This is a genomic window from Micromonospora sp. NPDC049679 (assembly GCF_040659735.1).
GTDB lineage: Bacteria > Actinomycetota > Actinomycetes > Mycobacteriales > Micromonosporaceae > Micromonospora_I.
Map to the genome: position 1 here is coordinate 1 of NZ_JBFANZ010000065.1, position 15,591 is coordinate 15,591.

The window sequence follows — 15,591 nt, forward strand, 5'->3', positions numbered from 1 at the left end:
CGCGCTGCCCACCCGGCCGCGGCGCACGACGCCCGTCGCGTCCAGGTCCTCACCGAGCAGGTCGAAGTCGCTGCCGGCGCGCCCCTCCGAGCGCGTGCTGGGCGTCAGGCCAGGCCGAGCTCGGCCTCGAAGCTGCCGCCCTCCAGCCGCTCCTTCAGCGCACTGAGGAAGCGGGCCGCGTCGGCGCCGTCGACCAGTCGGTGGTCGTACGACAGCGCCAGGTAGACCATCGACCGGGGCACGATCAGCTCGCCGAGGTCGGGGTCGTCGACCACGACCGCCCGCTTGACGACCGCGCCGGTGCCCAGGATCGCCGCCTGCGGCGACGGGACGATCGGGGTGTCGAAGAGCGCCCCGCGGCTGCCGGTGTTGGTCAGCGTGAACGTGGCCCCGGAGAGCTCGTCCGGACCGATCTTGTTCGTCCGGGTCCGCTCCGCCACGTCGGCGATGCGGCGGGCGAGGCCGGCCAGGTTGAGGTCGCCCGCGTCCCGGATCACCGGCACGAGCAGGCCCTTGTCGGTGTCCACGGCGATGCCGAGGTGCTCGTTCTCCGGGTAGGTGATCGTGCCGGCCTCCATGTCGATGAAGGCGTTCACCACCGGGTAGCTGCGGAGCGCCTCGATCGCGGCCAGCGCGAAGAAGGGCAGGAACGACAGCTTCACGCCGTGCTTGGCCTGGAAGTCGTTCTTGGCCTGCTGGCGCAGCCGGGCGATCTTCGTGACGTCGACCTCGACGACGGTGGTGAGCTGCGCCGAACTCTGCAACGACTCGTACATCCGGCGGGCGATGACGGCGCGGGTGCGCGTCATCTTCTCGGTGCGACCACGCAGCGGGCTGGGCTGGGCCTTCGCGGCCGGAGCCGCGGCCGCGGGGGCCGGAGCAGCGGTACGCGCCGCGGCGGCGCGCGCCTTCTCGGCCGCGTCGAGCACGTCCTGCTTGCGGACGCGCCCGCCCACGCCGGTGCCGCTGACGGTCGACAGGTCGACGCCCTTGTCATTGGCGAGCTTGCGGACCAGCGGGGTCACGTAGCCCGCGGCGTCCTCGCCGCCGGCCTGCGGAGCTGCGGCGGCCTGCGGGGCTGCGGCGGCCTGCGGGGCCGGGGCGGCCTGCGGGGCGGGGGTGGCCTGTGGGGCCGGAGCGGCCTGGGCCGGCTGTGCCGCGCGCTCCGCCTGCGCCGGCTGCGCCGACTTCTCGGCGGCCGGGGCCGGCGTCGCGGGCGACGCGCCCGCGGTGGGCTCCTCGACCGGTGCCGGCGCGGCGGCCGGTGCGCCACCGGCCGCGCCGATCACGGCCAGCTCCCCACCGACCGCGGCGGTGTCGTCCTCGGCCACCTTGATCTCGAGCAGAGTGCCCGCGACGGGGGAGGGGATCTCGGTGTCGACCTTGTCGGTGGAGACCTCGAGGAGCGGCTCATCCATCTCGATGGTGTCGCCGACCTGCTTCAGCCACCGGGTCACCGTGCCCTCGGTGACGCTCTCGCCGAGCGCCGGCATCCGGACGACGGTGGCGTCCCCGCCGGCCTGCGCGGCCGGCTGGGCCTGCTGCTGCGGCGCCGGCTCTGCCTGCGCCTGCTCCTGCGGCGCGGGCTCGGCCTGCGCCTGCTGCTGCGGCGCGGGTTCCTCGGCGGGGGCTGCCTCGGCGGCCTGCGCAGGCTGCTCGGCCGGCGCGTCGGCCGACTCGCCCTCACCCGCGATGACCGCGAGCTCGCTGCCGACCTCGGCCGTCTCGTCCTCGCTGACCACGATCCGGCTCAGTACCCCGGCCGCTGGCGAGGGGATCTCGGTGTCGACCTTGTCGGTCGAGACCTCGAGCAGCGGCTCGTCGGCCTCGACCCGGTCCCCCTCCTGCTTCAGCCAGCGGGTGACTGTGCCCTCGGTGACGCTCTCGCCCAGCCGGGGCATGGTTACCGATACCGGCATCTCTCAAGACTCCTTCGTGTTGCGGAGCCCGCCCGGACTGCCGACCGGGCGAGCCGCGGAAATGCGTGCTCAGGCGTGCGCGTGCAGTGGCTTGCCGGCCAGGGCCAGGTGCGCCTCGCCGAGCGCCTCGCTCTGGGACGGGTGGGCGTGCACCAGCTGCGCCACCTCGGCCGGGTAGGCCTCCCAGTTGTAGATCAGCTGTGCCTCGCCGATCAGCTCGCCGACCCGCGCGCCCACCATGTGAACACCGACCACCGGGCCGTCCTCGACCCGGACCAGCTTCACGAAGCCCTGGGTCTTGAGGATCTGGCTCTTGCCGTTACCGCCGAGGTTGTAGTTGTAGGTCGTGACCTTGTCCGCGCCGTACTGCTCCTTGGCCTTGGCCTCGGTGAGCCCGACGGAGGCGAGCTCCGGGTCGGAGTAGGTGACCCGGGGGATGCCGCTCTCGTCGATCATGGCGGGGTTGAGGCCGGCGATCTCCTCAGCCACGAAGATGCCCTGCTGGAAGCCGCGGTGCGCGAGCTGCAGGCCGGGCACGATGTCGCCGACGGCGAAGACGTTGGGAACGCTGGTGCGCAGCCGCTCGTCGGTCAGCACGAAACCGCGGTCCATCTTGACGCCCTGCTCTTCGTACCCGAGGTTCGCGGTCGTCGGCCCGCGGCCCACGGCGACGAGCAGCAGTTCGGCCTCGACGGTCTCGCCGCCGGCGATGGTGACCTTGACGCCGGAGTCCGTCCGCTCGACCTTCTCGAAGGGCTTGCCGGTCTTGAACGCGATGCCGCGCTTGCGGAACGCCCGCTCGAGCGCCTTGGACGACTCCGCGTCCTCCGCGGCCACCAGCCGGGGCAGCGCCTCGATGATCGTCACGTCGACGCCGAAGGACTTCCAGACGCTGGCGAACTCGACGCCGATGACGCCGCCGCCCAGTACGATCGCCGAGGAGGGCACCCGGTCGAGCTTGAGCGCGTGCTCGCTGGCGATGACCCGCTCACCGTCGACCTCGAGCCCCGGCAGGCTACGCGAGTAGGAGCCGGTGGCGAGGATGATGTTGCGACCGGTGTAGCGCTGGCCGTTGGCCTCGACCGTGTTCGGGGCGACCAGCTTGCCCTCGCCGGCGACGAAGGTGACCTTCGCGGAGCCGACCAGGCCCTGGAGACCCTTGTAGAGCCGGCTGACGACGCCGTCCTTGTAGCTGTTGACCCCGGCCATGTCGATGCCGACCAGGTCGGCCTTGATGCCGAACTGCTCCGACTCGCGGGTCTGATCGGCGATCTCCGCGGCGTGCAGGAGCGCCTTGGTGGGGATGCAGCCGCGGTGCAGGCAGGTGCCGCCGAGTTCGGCCTTCTCGATCAGCGCCACGGAGAGATCGAGTTGCGCGGCGCGGAGCGCGGCGGCGTAACCCCCGCTGCCGCCCCCGAGAATGACGACGTCGAAGGTCCCGCCGTTCGGCTCACTCACAGTTCTCTCCCAGGTCGCGTCGTTGCTACGAGGGTGTCGACCCATAGAGATGGGCAGACCCGCCTCGGTCATCTTGTCACTTGTACAGCCATCTGGCGCATCGAGGTGCCCAACGACACGTCGACGAGACGTACGCTTGCCGCAATCGTCCGTGGTACTGGGGAGGAGACGGCGGGTGGCGTGGTTTCGTCGACGGAGACAGTCGGGCGGGGCGTCAGGTGGTCGGCTGGCAAATCGGGCAGATCTTGATCATCTTGAGGAGTTTGTCCGCAGTCGCCGCGGCGTCGAGGCGTTCATCGAGCCGCGCACGACGGTTACCGAGACGACGGTAATGCTCATTGCGCACGACGGCGAGTGGACCCGCCGTCGGATCGACAGTCCGGAAGGGGCGCGGCGGTTCGCGCACAAGATGGCGATCCCGATCTACGACGTGCGCCTCGTCGGATACCCGCAGCGGATGCGGGACTTCAACGAACGGCGTAAGCGGACCGCCGGCTGACGGGCGGCGCCGTCGGCGTCGATCACGGACCTGCCCGACGGGCGGATCCGTGATCGACGCGGAGGCGGATCAGCCGTTTGCGGCGACGTCGTCGATCAGCTCGAGCAGCGTACGCACGGGCACGCCCGTGCCGCCCTTGGTCCAGTAACCCGTCGGCTCGCCGGAGTGGTAGCCGGGCCCGGCGATGTCGATGTGCGCCCACGACACGTCGTCGGTGACGAACTCGCGCAGGAACACCCCGCCCTGCAGCATGTGCCCGGCGCGATCCATGCCCGCGTTCACCTGCGAGATGTCCGCGACCTCGGACTCCATGCCCTTGCGTACGTCGTCCGGCAGCGGCATCGGCCAGGCCGGCTCGCCGACGGTGTCGCCGGCCGTCTGCACCCGCGCGCAGAGCTCGGACGTGCCCATCACGCCGGCGATCCGCTTGCCGAGCGCGATGACCTGCCCACCGGTCAACGTGGAGGTCTCGAGGAGGTAGTCGCAGCCGTCGGCGCAGGCCCGCGCCATCGCGTCACCGAGGATCATCCGTCCCTCGGCGTCGGTGTTGAGCACCTCGACCCGCTTGCCGTTGAACATGGTGACCACGTCACCCGGGCGGTACGCCGCGCCCGACGGCATGTTCTCGGCCATCGGCAGGTAGGCGGTCACCGCCACTGCGGGCTTCAGTTCGGCGACGGCGAGCATCGCGGCACCGACGGCGGCCGCACCGGCCATGTCCGACTTCATCTCCCACATGCCCTGCGCGGGCTTGATCGAGACACCGCCGGTGTCGAAGGTGATGCCCTTGCCCACCAGCGCCACACGCTTGCCGTAACCGGCGCCACCGGCAGGCGTGTAGGAGAGCTTGACCAGCCGGGGCGGCGCCTCCGAGCCCTGGCCGACCGCGATGATGCCGCCGTACCCGCCGGCCGCCAGCGCCTTCTCGTCGAGGACCTCCACGGTCAGCCCCGCGTCGCGCGCCGCCGCGGCGACCGCATCGGCGAAGGCCGGCGGGCGCAGCTCGTTGGGGGCGCTGTTGACCCAGTCGCGGCTGTGGGCGACCGCGCCGGCGACGATCGCGGCGCGGGCGATTTCGGTCTGCGCCGTCTGGTCCGCCGCGTCCGGCACGTGCACCGCGACCGAAGCGACCGCGGGGCGCCGCGAAGGCTGGGGCCGGGTCTTGTAGCCGGCGAAGCGGTAGCCGCCCAGCAGCGCGCCCTCGGCCACCGCGCGGAGCGCGGCCGGCATGTCCTCGTCATCGGGGAGCGGCAGGGTCAGCGCCACCGTGGCCGAGCCGGCCAGCGCGCGGACGGCGGCGCCGGCGGCCCGGCGCAGCGGCTCCGGCGCGGGCGCGGCGCCGGTCGGCTCGGGGCCGAGCCCCACCGCGGCGACCAGCGGAGCGGTGATCGTGCCCAGCGTCGCGAGCTTGACGACCTCGCCCGGGGCGCCGGTCGCGCCGAGCAGCGCGAGCGTCTCGGTCAGCTTGCCGTCGAAGGCGACCGCGATGCTCTCCGCCCCGGTAGCCAGCAGCAGCGTCGAGGCGAACCCCGCCGCGCCGTCGACCTCCCCGCTCTGGCTGTGCACACCGATGACGATGGCGTCGACGGGGAGCTCCGCGGGGTCGGTGTCGACCAGGCTGAGAGTGGTGATGGGCGATGTCACGCGGCGTCTCCGGGCGGGCCTGGCCGGCCGCACTGATGTGCGCGCCGGCGATGATGGTCTCCGGCGCAACCTACCTGCCGGATCGGGTGGTGTCCCGCCGATGCTAGCCACCGCGTGGATCACAGGTAAGTTGCGACCCATGACCGACGTGACCACGCCTGCCGCCGCCGAGCAGCTGCGCCGCTCACCCCTGCACGAGCGGCACGCCGCGCTCGGCGCGAAGTTCGCCGCCTTCGGTGGCTGGGACATGCCGTTGGAGTACGCCGGCGGCGGGGTCATCAAGGAGCACACGGCCGTGCGGGAAGCGGTCGGGGTCTTCGACGTCTCGCACCTGGGCAAGGCGCGGGTCACCGGTGCCGGCGCGGTCGAGTTCGTCAACTCCTGCCTCACCAACGACCTCGAGCGGATCGAGGCGGGTAAGGCGCAGTACACGCTCTGCTGCGACGAGACCGGTGGCGTGCTCGACGACGTGATCGCCTACCGCTACGCCGACGACCACGTCTTCCTCATCCCCAACGCGGCGAACACCGCCGAGGTGGTCCGCCGCCTGCAGGCGGCGGCGCCACCGTCGGTCACCGTCACCAACGAACATGAGGGGTACGCGGTCCTCGCCGTGCAGGGGCCGCGCTCCGCCGCCGTGCTGGCCGCGCTCGGACTGCCGACCGACCACGCGTACATGAGCTTCGCGGAGGCCGAGCTCGCCGGAGCGGGCGTGCCGCTCGTGGTCTGCCGCACCGGCTACACCGGCGAGCACGGCTACGAGCTGGTGGTGCCCGCGGCCCACGCGGTCGCGGTCTGGGACGCGCTGCTGGCGGCGGGAGAGCCGGAGGGGATCCGGGCCTGTGGTCTGGCGGCGCGCGACACGCTGCGCACCGAGATGGGCTACCCGCTGCACGGTCAGGACCTGTCGCTGCAGATCAGCCCGGTGCAGGCGCGGCTGGGCTGGGCGGTGGGCTGGGGCAAGCCGGCGTTCTGGGGGCGCGAGGCGCTGCTCGCGGAGAAGGCCGCCGGACCGCGGCGCACGCTGTGGGGCCTGGCGGCGATCGACCGGGGCATCCCGCGCTGCCACATGGCCGTCTACGCCGGCGATGCGGTGGTCGGTGAGGTGACCAGCGGGACGTTCTCACCGACCCGCAAGGCCGGCATCGCGCTCGCCCTGCTCGACACCGCGTCCGGCCTCGGCGAGGGATCGACCGTCGAGGTCGATGTGCGGGGCCGCCGCTCGGCGATGCGGGTGGTCAAGCCGCCGTTCGTCACGCCGTCGGTGAAGTAGCCTCCGCGCGTGGCGGTGACCTACGCACAGGTGCGGGAGTGGGTGCTCGCGCTCCCCGGCGGCGCCGAGGTGATGGTGGAGGAGTGGGGGCATCCGACCTTCCGGGTCGGCAGCAAGATGTTCGCCTCCGGGGCGCCGGACTCGCCGTCGATGACGGTGAAGGCGTCCACAGAGGAGCAGGCGGAGCTGATCGCGGCCGCCCCGGAGACCTACTCGGTCGCGGCGTACGTGGGGCGCTTCGGCTGGGTGCAGGTCCAGCTCGCCGACGTCGATCCGGACGAGCTGCGTGAGCTCGTCGTGGAGGCGTGGCGGCGGACGGCCCCGAAGAAGCTGGTCAAGGAGTACGACGCCGGAACGCGCTAGGCGCGCTCGTCGAGGACCGCCTGCGTCCACCCGCCCTCGATCACGCCCCGTCCGTCCAGCAGCGCCCAGTCGACCACGTCGACGGTCTCGATGACGACCGGCGTGCCGACCCGTACGGTCGGGTCCGACGCCGCGTCGCTGGTGCTCGTCGCGACGATCCGTGCCGGGCTGGACCACGAGGTCACGCTCGCCCAGACGTATTCCTGGCCCTCGTCGGTCGCGAGCCCGTACTTGACGACGAGCTGCACGCCGGGCGGTATGTCGCCGGCGAGGAAACGGGCCCGGGCGGCCGCCAGCGAGCTGCGGGCCTTTTCGACGGCGCGGGCCATGGCGTCGCTCGGCCGGGCGTAGTGGATCTCCGTCTGCCCGGTGCCGAAGAGGCGGGTGCAGATCTGCGCGAAGTAGACGGCCGGCGGGGCGGGCTCGGCGGCGGGCGGCAGCAGCGTGAGGAACGAGTCGGCGTCCGGGTCGGTCGCCGGGTCGAGGTCGAGGCGGAGCACGGCCGAGCCCGCGGATTCGTGCTTCTCGGGGTTGCCGTACGCCACCGCGATGTCGTGGCTGGTCACGGTCGTCTCCATCGGCAGCTGGACGAAGGCGGGGAGGTCCTGCTCGGCGAGGGACTCGGTCCAGATGCGTAGCAGACGCCGGGCGGCGCCGGTCATGATCGCGCCCCACGCGCGGATGAACTGGGTGGGCACCTCCTGGGCCTGCAGTTCGAGCAGGCCGAAACGGCGCAGCCCTTTCGTGGTGAACCAGAGTCCGTTCTCGGTCGGCGAGTAGGGCACCAGGATCCAGTCGACGAGCCGGACCCGCCCGTCGTTGTCGGGGAGCGAACGCAGCGCGGTGCCCGGGTCGAGGAACTGCAGACCGAAGACGTCGATCAGGTCGCCGTCGAGGGATTCGGCGATCGCCGTGGCCACGGCGCGCGCCGACCACTCGTGCACCGGCGGCCAACCCGCCCGGTAGCCGGCCTGCACGACCACCAGTTCGGTGGCGGCGCGGAGCTGCTCGAGCTGCGGCGGGGTGGCGCCGAACGCCGCGAGCAGGTCGGGCGGCAGCTCGGGAAACTGTGACACCGGCCGGGTGTCGACCGTCATCAGCGGACTGTCGATCATCTGCAGGGCGAGGTCGCTGACCGGGTCGCTGAGCCGCTCGCCGAGCGCCGCCACCGCCTCCGCCGGCTTGGCGCCCGATCCGCGCGCGGTCGGCACCAGGTAGGTCGCCGACAGCGACTCCGGCACGGGAACGGGAAGGAAGTCGTCCGTGATGGCCATGGCCCGCCCCCCGCTCGACCGCACTGGTGCTGCCTGTCGAACGCTACTACCGGTGGCGCGGAGACTCGCGCTACCTGCCGAGGATCAGACCCAGATACGCCACCGTCGTGGTGACTTCGACGGCGGCGCCGAGCACGTCGCCGGTGATGCCGCCGAAGCGGCGTACCACGTGGGGGATCAGCAGCACCGCGACGGCGAGCGCGGCGAGCACGGCGGCCGGCCCCTGCCACGGACGGCCCGGCGCCGCGGCGAACGCCGTGGCCGCGACGGCGACCGTCGCCACCGCGAGCACCGACGCCGGCACCGTGCCGGCGACCAGCGCCCCCAGCCCGTCCGGGCGGGCGGCCGGGACGCCGCGCCGGCACGCCCAGCTCACCGCCAGCCGCCCCGCCGCGGTCGCGGCGACCACCGCGGCGAGCGCCGCGGCCCAGCCCCGCGCCGGCAGCGCCGCGAGGGCCGTGGCCTGGAGCAGGAGTACGACGGTGAGCGCGGCGACGCCGAAGGGCCCGACGTCCGGCTTCTTCATGATCTGCAGGGCCGCCTCGCCGGAGCGGTGCGAGCCGAGCGCGTCCACCGTGTCGGCCAATCCGTCGAGGTGCAGTCCCCGGGTGAGCAGCGCGCCCAGTGCGACCACCGCGACCCCGGCGACCAGCGGGGGAGCGCCCGCGGCGGTGAGGCCCAGCAGTGCGGCGGCCAGCACCACGCCGAGCAGCGCCCCGGCGAGCGGCGCGAGCGACATCGCCACCGCGGCGGCCGGCCGGTCCACCCGACCGGCGCGCAGCGGCAGAACGGTGAAGGTCGTGACGGCGAGCCGGGCGCCGGCGACCAACCGCCCGTCAGGCACCGGGCGTCGGGTCGGGGACCGCGGTGGGGCCGGGGGCCGACGGCTCCGGTTCGCTGAACCGTTCCCCCGACCCGGCGCCGTCCGCGTCGCCGGCCAGCACGGGATACTCGGGCAGGCCCGCCGCGACGGTCAGCGTCGCCCGCAGCAGCGGCAGCGCGGTGAGCGCGGTGGCCCCCTCGCCGAGGTTCATCCGCAGGTCGAGAAGGGGCGTGAGCCCCAGCACGTCGGAGGCGAGCCGCACGCCGGGCTGCCCGCCGTGGTCCGGCAGCAGGCACCAGTGCCGGGCCTGCCCGGCGAACTCGCGGCTGACCAGCCCCGCCGCCACCCCGACCGGACCGTCGAGCAGCACCGGGATCCGCCGCGCGGTGGCGCCGAGCAGGAGCCCGGTCGCGATCGCGATGTCGCCGCCGCCCAATTCGGCGAGGATCTCCCTCGGCCCGCGCGGGTCGCGGCGACTGCGGTGCAGCGCGTCGCGGACCGCGCCGCAGCGCGTCATCCACGCGTTGTCGTCGACGTTTCCACCGGACGTGACCACCCGGGCGAGCACCCGGACCGGCTCCGCGCCGGCCGTCGCGGCGAGCACCGCCGCCGCGGCCGCTTCGGCGCCGGCGCCGCAGGCGGCGAGCACGATCGCGTCCACGCCGGTCTCCGCCGCCTCCTCGGCCAGCCGCCAGCCGTAACGCAGCGCCGCTTCCACGGCCTCGACGCTCAGCGCGGGCCCGTCCTCGATCGGGCCGGCGGTCGGGGCGCGGACCACCTGCAGACTCGCTCCCGCCTCGGCGGCGAGCCGGGCGAGCGCTCCGTCGCCGGCGCGCGCCTGGTTGGCCCGGCGCGCGGACTCGCCCGCGAGCGCGCCGGCCGCCACGCCGCCCTCGTGGTCTCCGTGCAGCAGCAGGACCCGTACCGAGCGCCACGGCGCGGGGATGGTCGCGCCCTGCGTGCCGGCCGCGAACGCCACCAGTTGTTCGAGGTTGCCCAGCCCCGCGCCGGGGACGTCGAGGGTGGCGAGTCGGTCGCGGGCCGACCGCGCGGCGAGCTCGTCGGGCATCGGCAGATCCATGCCGGGCTGGATCACCAGGCCGGTCTCGACGATGGGGAGCTGCATCGTCGCCGAGTCGAACGCGTCGTCCGGCGGGGTGGCCGGGACCGGGCGCTGCGCGGCGGCGGCTGGGGTGAGCACCTGCGGCGAGGGGATGGTCTGGTCGTCGGCGACGCCGTCGGGGCTGGCGGGGGCCCGCTCGGCGGTCGCGCCGGCGACCGTGGTGACGGTCGCGGCGGGCTTGAGCCAGGTCGGTTGTCCGGCGACGACCAGCACGACCGCGTCACATTCGCGCGCCACCGCCTGGTTGGTCGAGCCGAGCGCGTCGGCGAACGCCCGCCCGACCGGGGTGGCCGGCACCAGCGAGAGCCCCACCTCGGGTGCGACCAGCACCAGGCGGGCCGCGCACCCGCGGATCGCGGCGGCCAGTTCGTCGACCGTGGCGGTATCGTCGGCCGGCTGGTGGACCGGGTCGAGCAGCACGCTCACCCAGCCGCCGAGGTCGTCAACGAGGAGCGTCTCGTCCGGCTTCGCAGCGGAGATCACCTCGGCGAGCTGGGACGGGTCCGTCCCGACCTCCTCGGTCGTCCAGCTCCCCGGCCGGCGCCCGCGGTGTGTCTCGATCCGCGCCTGCCACTCCGGGTCGTCCTCGTAGCCGGGGGACGTAGCCACATATCGGACCGTGGGCGCCGCGCTGACCAGCGATTCGGCGTACTCGGACTTGCCGGATCGGATCCCGCCGAGCACGAGAATCCTGTTCCACCCGTCAACGGACATGCCCGTACCTTAGATCCAACACGGCGGGTTTTCGCTGACAGGTCCGACCGGCGCCGGTGGGGACCGCCCGACACGTCGCGGCTGACCCGCCTCGATGCCGGTGATCGCGAAGAGTTCGGCGCGTCATAGCCGGCCGGAGTCTTCGCGAGCACGCACGCGCCGGCGTTGTGGCACGGCGTGCGAGTGAGCGTTCGGCGGAGCGCGCCGACTAGGCTGACGAAGGTCCATTGCCGAGGGGAGCTGCGACATGCCGTGGAGCTGGCGGTACGAGAGCACGGACGGTCAGGCCGTGACCGGTCCGGCCGAGACGTTCGGCAGCCAGGCCGACGCCGAGTCCTGGATCGGGCAGACCTGGCGCGACCTCGCGTCCGCGGGAGTCACCTCGGTCGCGCTCGTCGAGGACGATCGCGAGGAATACAAGATGAGCCTGCTGGCCGCCGAGTGAGCCGGGGCCCCGAGTGACCTGGGATCGACCCGGGCGCGACCGCCTCGTGCTCGGGGTGCCGCGCGAGGCGTTCCGGCCCAGCCCGATCTTTCTCGCGCTGGTCGCGCTCTTCGTGGCCAGCGGGGCGATGGCGTGGGTCGGTTTCGGCAACGTGCGGTTCGACATCTTCCTGTTCGTCGTCTCCGGCTGGCTCGTCTCGCTCTGCCTCCACGAGTACGCGCACGCGATCGTCGCCTTCCGCGCCGGTGACGTCGGGGTGGCCCACCGGGGCTACCTGACGCTCAACCCACTCAAGTACAGCAATCCGCTGCTGTCGATCGTGCTGCCGGTGGTCGCGGTCCTACTCGGCGGCATCGGCCTTCCCGGTGGCGCTGTCTGGGTCGACCGACACCACATTCCCGGACGGCTACGGCACAGTCTGGTGAGTCTCTCCGGACCCGCGGTCAACGTGTTCTTCGCGCTGCTGCTGGTGGTGCCGTTCGCGATCGGCGTGGACACGACCGCCCGGCCGGAGTTCTGGGCCGGGGTCGCACTGCTGGGTTTCCTGCAGCTCACCGCGAGCGTGCTCAACCTGTTGCCGGTGCCCGGCCTCGACGGCGGCAACATGATCCAGCCGTGGCTGTCTCCGCAGTGGCGGCGCGGGTACGACATCCTCGCGCCGTACGGCTTCATCCTGCTCTTCGCCCTGTTGTGGAACCCGCGGATCGGCGGCTGGTTCTTCGGCGCGGTGTTCGCGGTCGGCGATGCGATCGGGCTGCCGGCGCCGCTCTACAGCTACGGGCTGCAGCTCATCCGGTTCTGGTCGAGCTGACGGCGTTGGCCGGCTCGGTCCGGCCTCCCGGCGACCCGGGACTGTCCGTCGATCAAGGGCTTGTCCGGGTGGACAAGCCCTTGATCGACGTGGTGTGACGCCTCATGCGTACTACGGGCGCTGCTTCGGGCTCTCGGTCTTCGCCGCGTCGCGCTCCGTGATCGGGTCGAGAACCTCGTCGATCGCCTTGATCAGAGCCGCGTCCAGCTTCACCCCGGCCGCCTTGACGTTGTCGTGCACCTGCTCCGGGCGGGAGGCGCCGACAATCGCCGAGGAGACGTTGGGGTTCTGCAGCACCCAGGCGATGGCGAGCTGACCCATGCTGAGCCCGGCCTGCTCGGCGAGGGGCTTGAGCCGCTGCACGGTGCCGAGCACCTCGTCGGTCATCCACCGGGAGATCATGGCCGCGCCCGACTTCTCGTCGGTGGCGCGGGAGCCCGCCGGCGGCGCCTGGCCCGGCAGGTACTTGCCGGTGAGCACGCCCTGGGCCATCGGTGACCAGACGATCTGGCCGATGCCCAGCTCCTCGCAGGTGGGGATCACCTCGGACTCGATGACCCGCCACAGCATCGAATACTGCGGCTGGCTGGAGACCAGGCGGATCTTCAGCTCGCGGGCCAGGGCGTGCGCCTCGCGGATCTGCGACGCCTTCCACTCCGAGACACCGATGTAGTGCGCCTTGCCGGAGTGCACGATGTCGGCGAACGCCTCCATCGTCTCCTCCAGCGGCGTCGCGTAGTCATAGCGGTGGGCCTGGTAGAGGTCGACGTAATCGGTCTGCAGCCGCTGCAGCGAACCGTTGATCGACTCCATGATGTGCTTGCGGGACAGCCCGCGGTCGTTGGGGCCCTCGCCGGTCGGCCAGTAGACCTTCGTGAAGATCTCCAGCCCCTCGCGGCGCTCGCCCTTCAACGCCCGGCCCAGAACCGCCTCCGCGCGCGTGCCCGCGTAGACATCGGCGGTGTCGAACGTGGTGATCCCGGAATCGAGGGCGGCGCGCACGCAGGCCGTCGCCGCGTCCTCCTCGACCTGCGAGCCGTGCGTGATCCAGTTTCCGTACGAAATCTCGCTCACGAGCATGCCGGAGCGGCCAAGGTGTCGGAATTCCATGCCGTCAACCCTAGTGGCCCGGGATGGAGCCCGTTCGGTGACCGCCGGCGCACGACGCAGACGGAAGAAAGATCACAGCACGGGCTTGGTGTCCGCCAGCAGCCGGTCGATCTCGTCCATCACGTCGGCCCGGCTCGGGTGCGCCATGTCGATCAGTGGCTCTCCGCGACGGTCCAGCGCACCCCACTGACCCGCGCCGTTGCCGATCAGGAACGCCACCGGATGGATGACCAGCGCCGGATGCGCCGGCGGCACGATCACCCGTCCGCCGCGATCGACGACGCCCTTGCGCCCACCGGCCTCCACGATCGCCAGGCCCTCGTCGGTGAACCCGTCCACGTACCGACCGTCGGTCAGCGCGGTGGTGAAGCCGGCGTACCGGGTCGGCAGCACGACGCGACCCGACTTGTCGACCGCGCCCCACCCGCCCCGGCGCACTGCGGCGACCCCGCGACGGAACGGGCGGACGTCCTCGAACCCGGCCGGGATGACGACCTTGTTGGTCTTGTCGATGGCGAGCCAGGAGCCGGCGCCGTCCCGCGACACCCAGGCCAGCCCGTCCGAGAACGACCCGACGCCGAGGTAGCCCGCCGAGGCGCCGATCAGCAGCTCTCCGGTCTCGTCGATCAGCTCCCAGGTATCCGCCTCCGGGCGGCGTACCCAGGCCACCCCGTCGCGGAACGGCTGCGCGTCGGCGTAGCTCGGCGCGATGGCCAGCTCGCCCTCGGTGTCGGCGTAGCCCCACCGCTGCACCCGCTCGCTGAACCGCGGCACCGGCGGCCGGTGCAGCTGCAGAATCTCGTCGCTACTGCGCGGGTACGGCCCCCAGCCGCCCTGCGCGACCTTCGTCAGCACCGCGTCGAGCGCCAGCTCGGTGCGGGCGATCAGATCCGGGTCCTCGACCTTGCGCAGCTCCAGCGCGCGCTCGAAGTGGTTGCACGCCTCGATGTAGCGCCCCTGGTCGTAGCAGGATCGTCCGGCGTGCTCGTGCATCGTCGCGCGCAACCGGTCGGGCAGCTCGGAGGAATTGGCCTCCGCGAAGAGCTGGTCGGCTTCGGCGAAGTCGCCGCGCCACTGCAGCACATGCGCGAGCCGGGCCTGCGCGATCGCGATGCGCCGCAACTCGCCGGTGGCCTCCGCGTGCGCCAACGCCAGCTTGCCGTCGGCGTGCGCCTTGCCCAGGTCGCCGAGGATCCGGGAGACCACGGCCCGCAGGCTGAGCAGCCGGGCGCGGGTGCGGTTGTCCGTGGCCGGTTCCAGCTTCTCGGTCAGCCGGTCCCGGATGGCCCGCAGCTCGTCGGGGTCTTCGACCAGCTCGCGGAGCGTCTCGTGGTGGAACCGCCACTGGTACGACGAGAGCACCTGCTCGGGGTCGGCCGCCGGCGGCTCGGCCGGAGCCGCCTCGGGCGGCGCGGAGCTCGCGTTCTCCGGCCCGCCGGGGCGGACGATCGGCGCCAGCATCGTGGGCGCCCCGAGCGCGGTCGCCGCGCCGGCCGCGGCCCCGTCGGGTACGGGCAGCACGGTGTCCGGGCTCGCCTCGGCGACCGGTGAGCCGGGTGCCGCGTCGGCGGGGTGGGCGGAGACCCGCTGGTCGGGTGTGGCCGGGGGAGCGGAGACCGGCTCCGACGCCGGCGTGGAGAGCGGCGGCGTGGTTGCCGGCGGCACGGATACGGGCGCGGCGGATATGGGCGGCGCCGACACGGGCGCGCCGGCGGCCGGCGGATCGAGCTCGTCGGGGGCAGGAGCTCTGGTGGCGGGTCGCGTGGCGGCCGACGGTGTCACGGCCGGCGGTGTCACGGCCGGCGGAGCTGAGGTCGGTGCCGTCGGTGTCGGTGCGGGTGGCCCGGACAGCGATGCGCCAGCGGCCGGCGGCGCGGAAACACGCATCGGTGGCGCGGAAACCGGTGCCGGTGGCGCGGACACGGGTGCTGGTGAGCCGGAAGCCGGTGCTGGCGGCCCGGAGACCGGTGCCGGTGGCGCGGACACGGGTGCTGGTGAGCCGGAAGCCGGTGCTGGCGGCCCGGCGACCGGTGCCGGCGGCCCGGAGACCGGTGCCGGCGGCCCGGACACCGGAGCGGTGGCGGGGGCGTCGGCGTGCACCGGCGGCGCGGAGACCGAGGCCGGTGGTCCCGTGA

General features: G+C 73.1%; 13 protein-coding genes and 1 pseudogene. 6 read left to right on the forward strand and 8 right to left on the reverse strand.

What is annotated here, in order from left to right:
• Positions 1 to 104 precede the first annotated feature (104 nt).
• Together sucB and lpdA are read right to left on the reverse strand one after the other, a co-directional pair.
• The gene (gene sucB / locus AB0J06_RS25315; RefSeq protein WP_357432011.1) at positions 105 to 1,919 is read right to left on the reverse strand and encodes a 2-oxoglutarate dehydrogenase, E2 component, dihydrolipoamide succinyltransferase; all 1,815 of its coding nucleotides are present in this window, start codon (positions 1,917 to 1,919) and stop codon (positions 105 to 107) included.
• A gap of 69 nt (positions 1,920 to 1,988) precedes the next feature.
• Entirely contained in the window at positions 1,989 to 3,422 is a 1,434-nt protein-coding gene (gene lpdA, locus AB0J06_RS25320; RefSeq protein WP_357432033.1) for a dihydrolipoyl dehydrogenase, read from the reverse strand.
• A 130-nt stretch (positions 3,423 to 3,552) separates the two neighbouring features.
• Between lpdA and AB0J06_RS25325 the strand changes: the two genes are divergently transcribed.
• The gene (locus AB0J06_RS25325; RefSeq protein ID WP_357432013.1) at positions 3,553 to 3,876 is read left to right on the forward strand and encodes a hypothetical protein; all 324 of its coding nucleotides are present in this window, start codon (positions 3,553 to 3,555) and stop codon (positions 3,874 to 3,876) included.
• Positions 3,877 to 3,945: 69 nt separating this feature from the next.
• On the opposite strand, the gene AB0J06_RS25330 is transcribed toward AB0J06_RS25325, so the two are convergent.
• Positions 3,946 to 5,520: a leucyl aminopeptidase gene (locus tag AB0J06_RS25330; protein WP_357432014.1), complete on the reverse strand. Its 1,575-nt coding sequence runs from the start codon at positions 5,518 to 5,520 to the stop codon at positions 3,946 to 3,948.
• A 139-nt stretch (positions 5,521 to 5,659) separates the two neighbouring features.
• Between AB0J06_RS25330 and gcvT the strand changes: the two genes are divergently transcribed.
• Both gcvT and AB0J06_RS25340 read left to right on the forward strand, forming a co-directional pair.
• The gene (gcvT, locus tag AB0J06_RS25335; RefSeq protein WP_357432016.1) at positions 5,660 to 6,793 is read left to right on the forward strand and encodes a glycine cleavage system aminomethyltransferase GcvT; all 1,134 of its coding nucleotides are present in this window, start codon (positions 5,660 to 5,662) and stop codon (positions 6,791 to 6,793) included.
• Between the two features lie 9 nt (positions 6,794 to 6,802).
• A complete protein-coding gene (locus AB0J06_RS25340) occupies positions 6,803 to 7,156 on the forward strand; it encodes an MmcQ/YjbR family DNA-binding protein (protein ID WP_357432018.1) in 354 nt (117 codons plus the stop codon).
• Here AB0J06_RS25340 and AB0J06_RS25345 read toward each other — a convergent pair.
• The 3 genes from AB0J06_RS25345 to AB0J06_RS25355 all read right to left on the reverse strand — a co-directional run bounded on the left by AB0J06_RS25345 (position 7,153) and on the right by AB0J06_RS25355 (position 11,090).
• The gene (locus tag AB0J06_RS25345; protein ID WP_357432020.1) at positions 7,153 to 8,430 is read right to left on the reverse strand and encodes a DUF2314 domain-containing protein; all 1,278 of its coding nucleotides are present in this window, start codon (positions 8,428 to 8,430) and stop codon (positions 7,153 to 7,155) included. The genes AB0J06_RS25340 and AB0J06_RS25345 overlap by 4 nt on opposite strands.
• A 70-nt stretch (positions 8,431 to 8,500) precedes the next feature.
• Complete coding sequence (gene cobS / locus AB0J06_RS25350) at positions 8,501 to 9,274, reverse strand: adenosylcobinamide-GDP ribazoletransferase (protein ID WP_357432022.1); 774 nt, start codon at positions 9,272 to 9,274, stop codon at positions 8,501 to 8,503.
• The gene (locus AB0J06_RS25355; protein ID WP_357432024.1) at positions 9,267 to 11,090 is read right to left on the reverse strand and encodes a bifunctional adenosylcobinamide kinase/adenosylcobinamide-phosphate guanylyltransferase; all 1,824 of its coding nucleotides are present in this window, start codon (positions 11,088 to 11,090) and stop codon (positions 9,267 to 9,269) included. The genes cobS and AB0J06_RS25355 overlap by 8 nt, the downstream gene beginning before the upstream one ends.
• Before the next feature lie 247 nt (positions 11,091 to 11,337).
• Between AB0J06_RS25355 and AB0J06_RS25360 the strand changes: the two genes are divergently transcribed.
• Positions 11,338 to 11,535 carry a hypothetical protein gene (locus AB0J06_RS25360; RefSeq protein WP_357432025.1) on the forward strand — a complete coding sequence of 66 codons (198 nt, stop codon included), beginning with the start codon at positions 11,338 to 11,340 and terminating at the stop codon, positions 11,533 to 11,535.
• A 13-nt stretch (positions 11,536 to 11,548) separates the two neighbouring features.
• The gene (locus AB0J06_RS25365; RefSeq protein ID WP_357432027.1) at positions 11,549 to 12,346 is read left to right on the forward strand and encodes a site-2 protease family protein; all 798 of its coding nucleotides are present in this window, start codon (positions 11,549 to 11,551) and stop codon (positions 12,344 to 12,346) included.
• A gap of 111 nt (positions 12,347 to 12,457) precedes the next feature.
• Here AB0J06_RS25365 and AB0J06_RS25370 read toward each other — a convergent pair whose 3' ends face one another.
• Positions 12,458 to 13,456, reverse strand: coding sequence for an aldo/keto reductase family protein (locus AB0J06_RS25370; protein ID WP_357432029.1), 999 nt, complete (start codon positions 13,454 to 13,456; stop codon positions 12,458 to 12,460).
• Positions 13,457 to 13,528: 72 nt separating this feature from the next.
• Entirely contained in the window at positions 13,529 to 15,121 is a 1,593-nt protein-coding gene (locus AB0J06_RS25375) for a WG repeat-containing protein (RefSeq protein WP_357432031.1), read from the reverse strand.
• Positions 15,122 to 15,206: 85 nt separating this feature from the next.
• Here AB0J06_RS25375 and AB0J06_RS25380 point away from each other — a divergent pair.
• Positions 15,207 to 15,591: pseudogene (locus tag AB0J06_RS25380) on the forward strand (hypothetical protein); the annotation flags it as partial.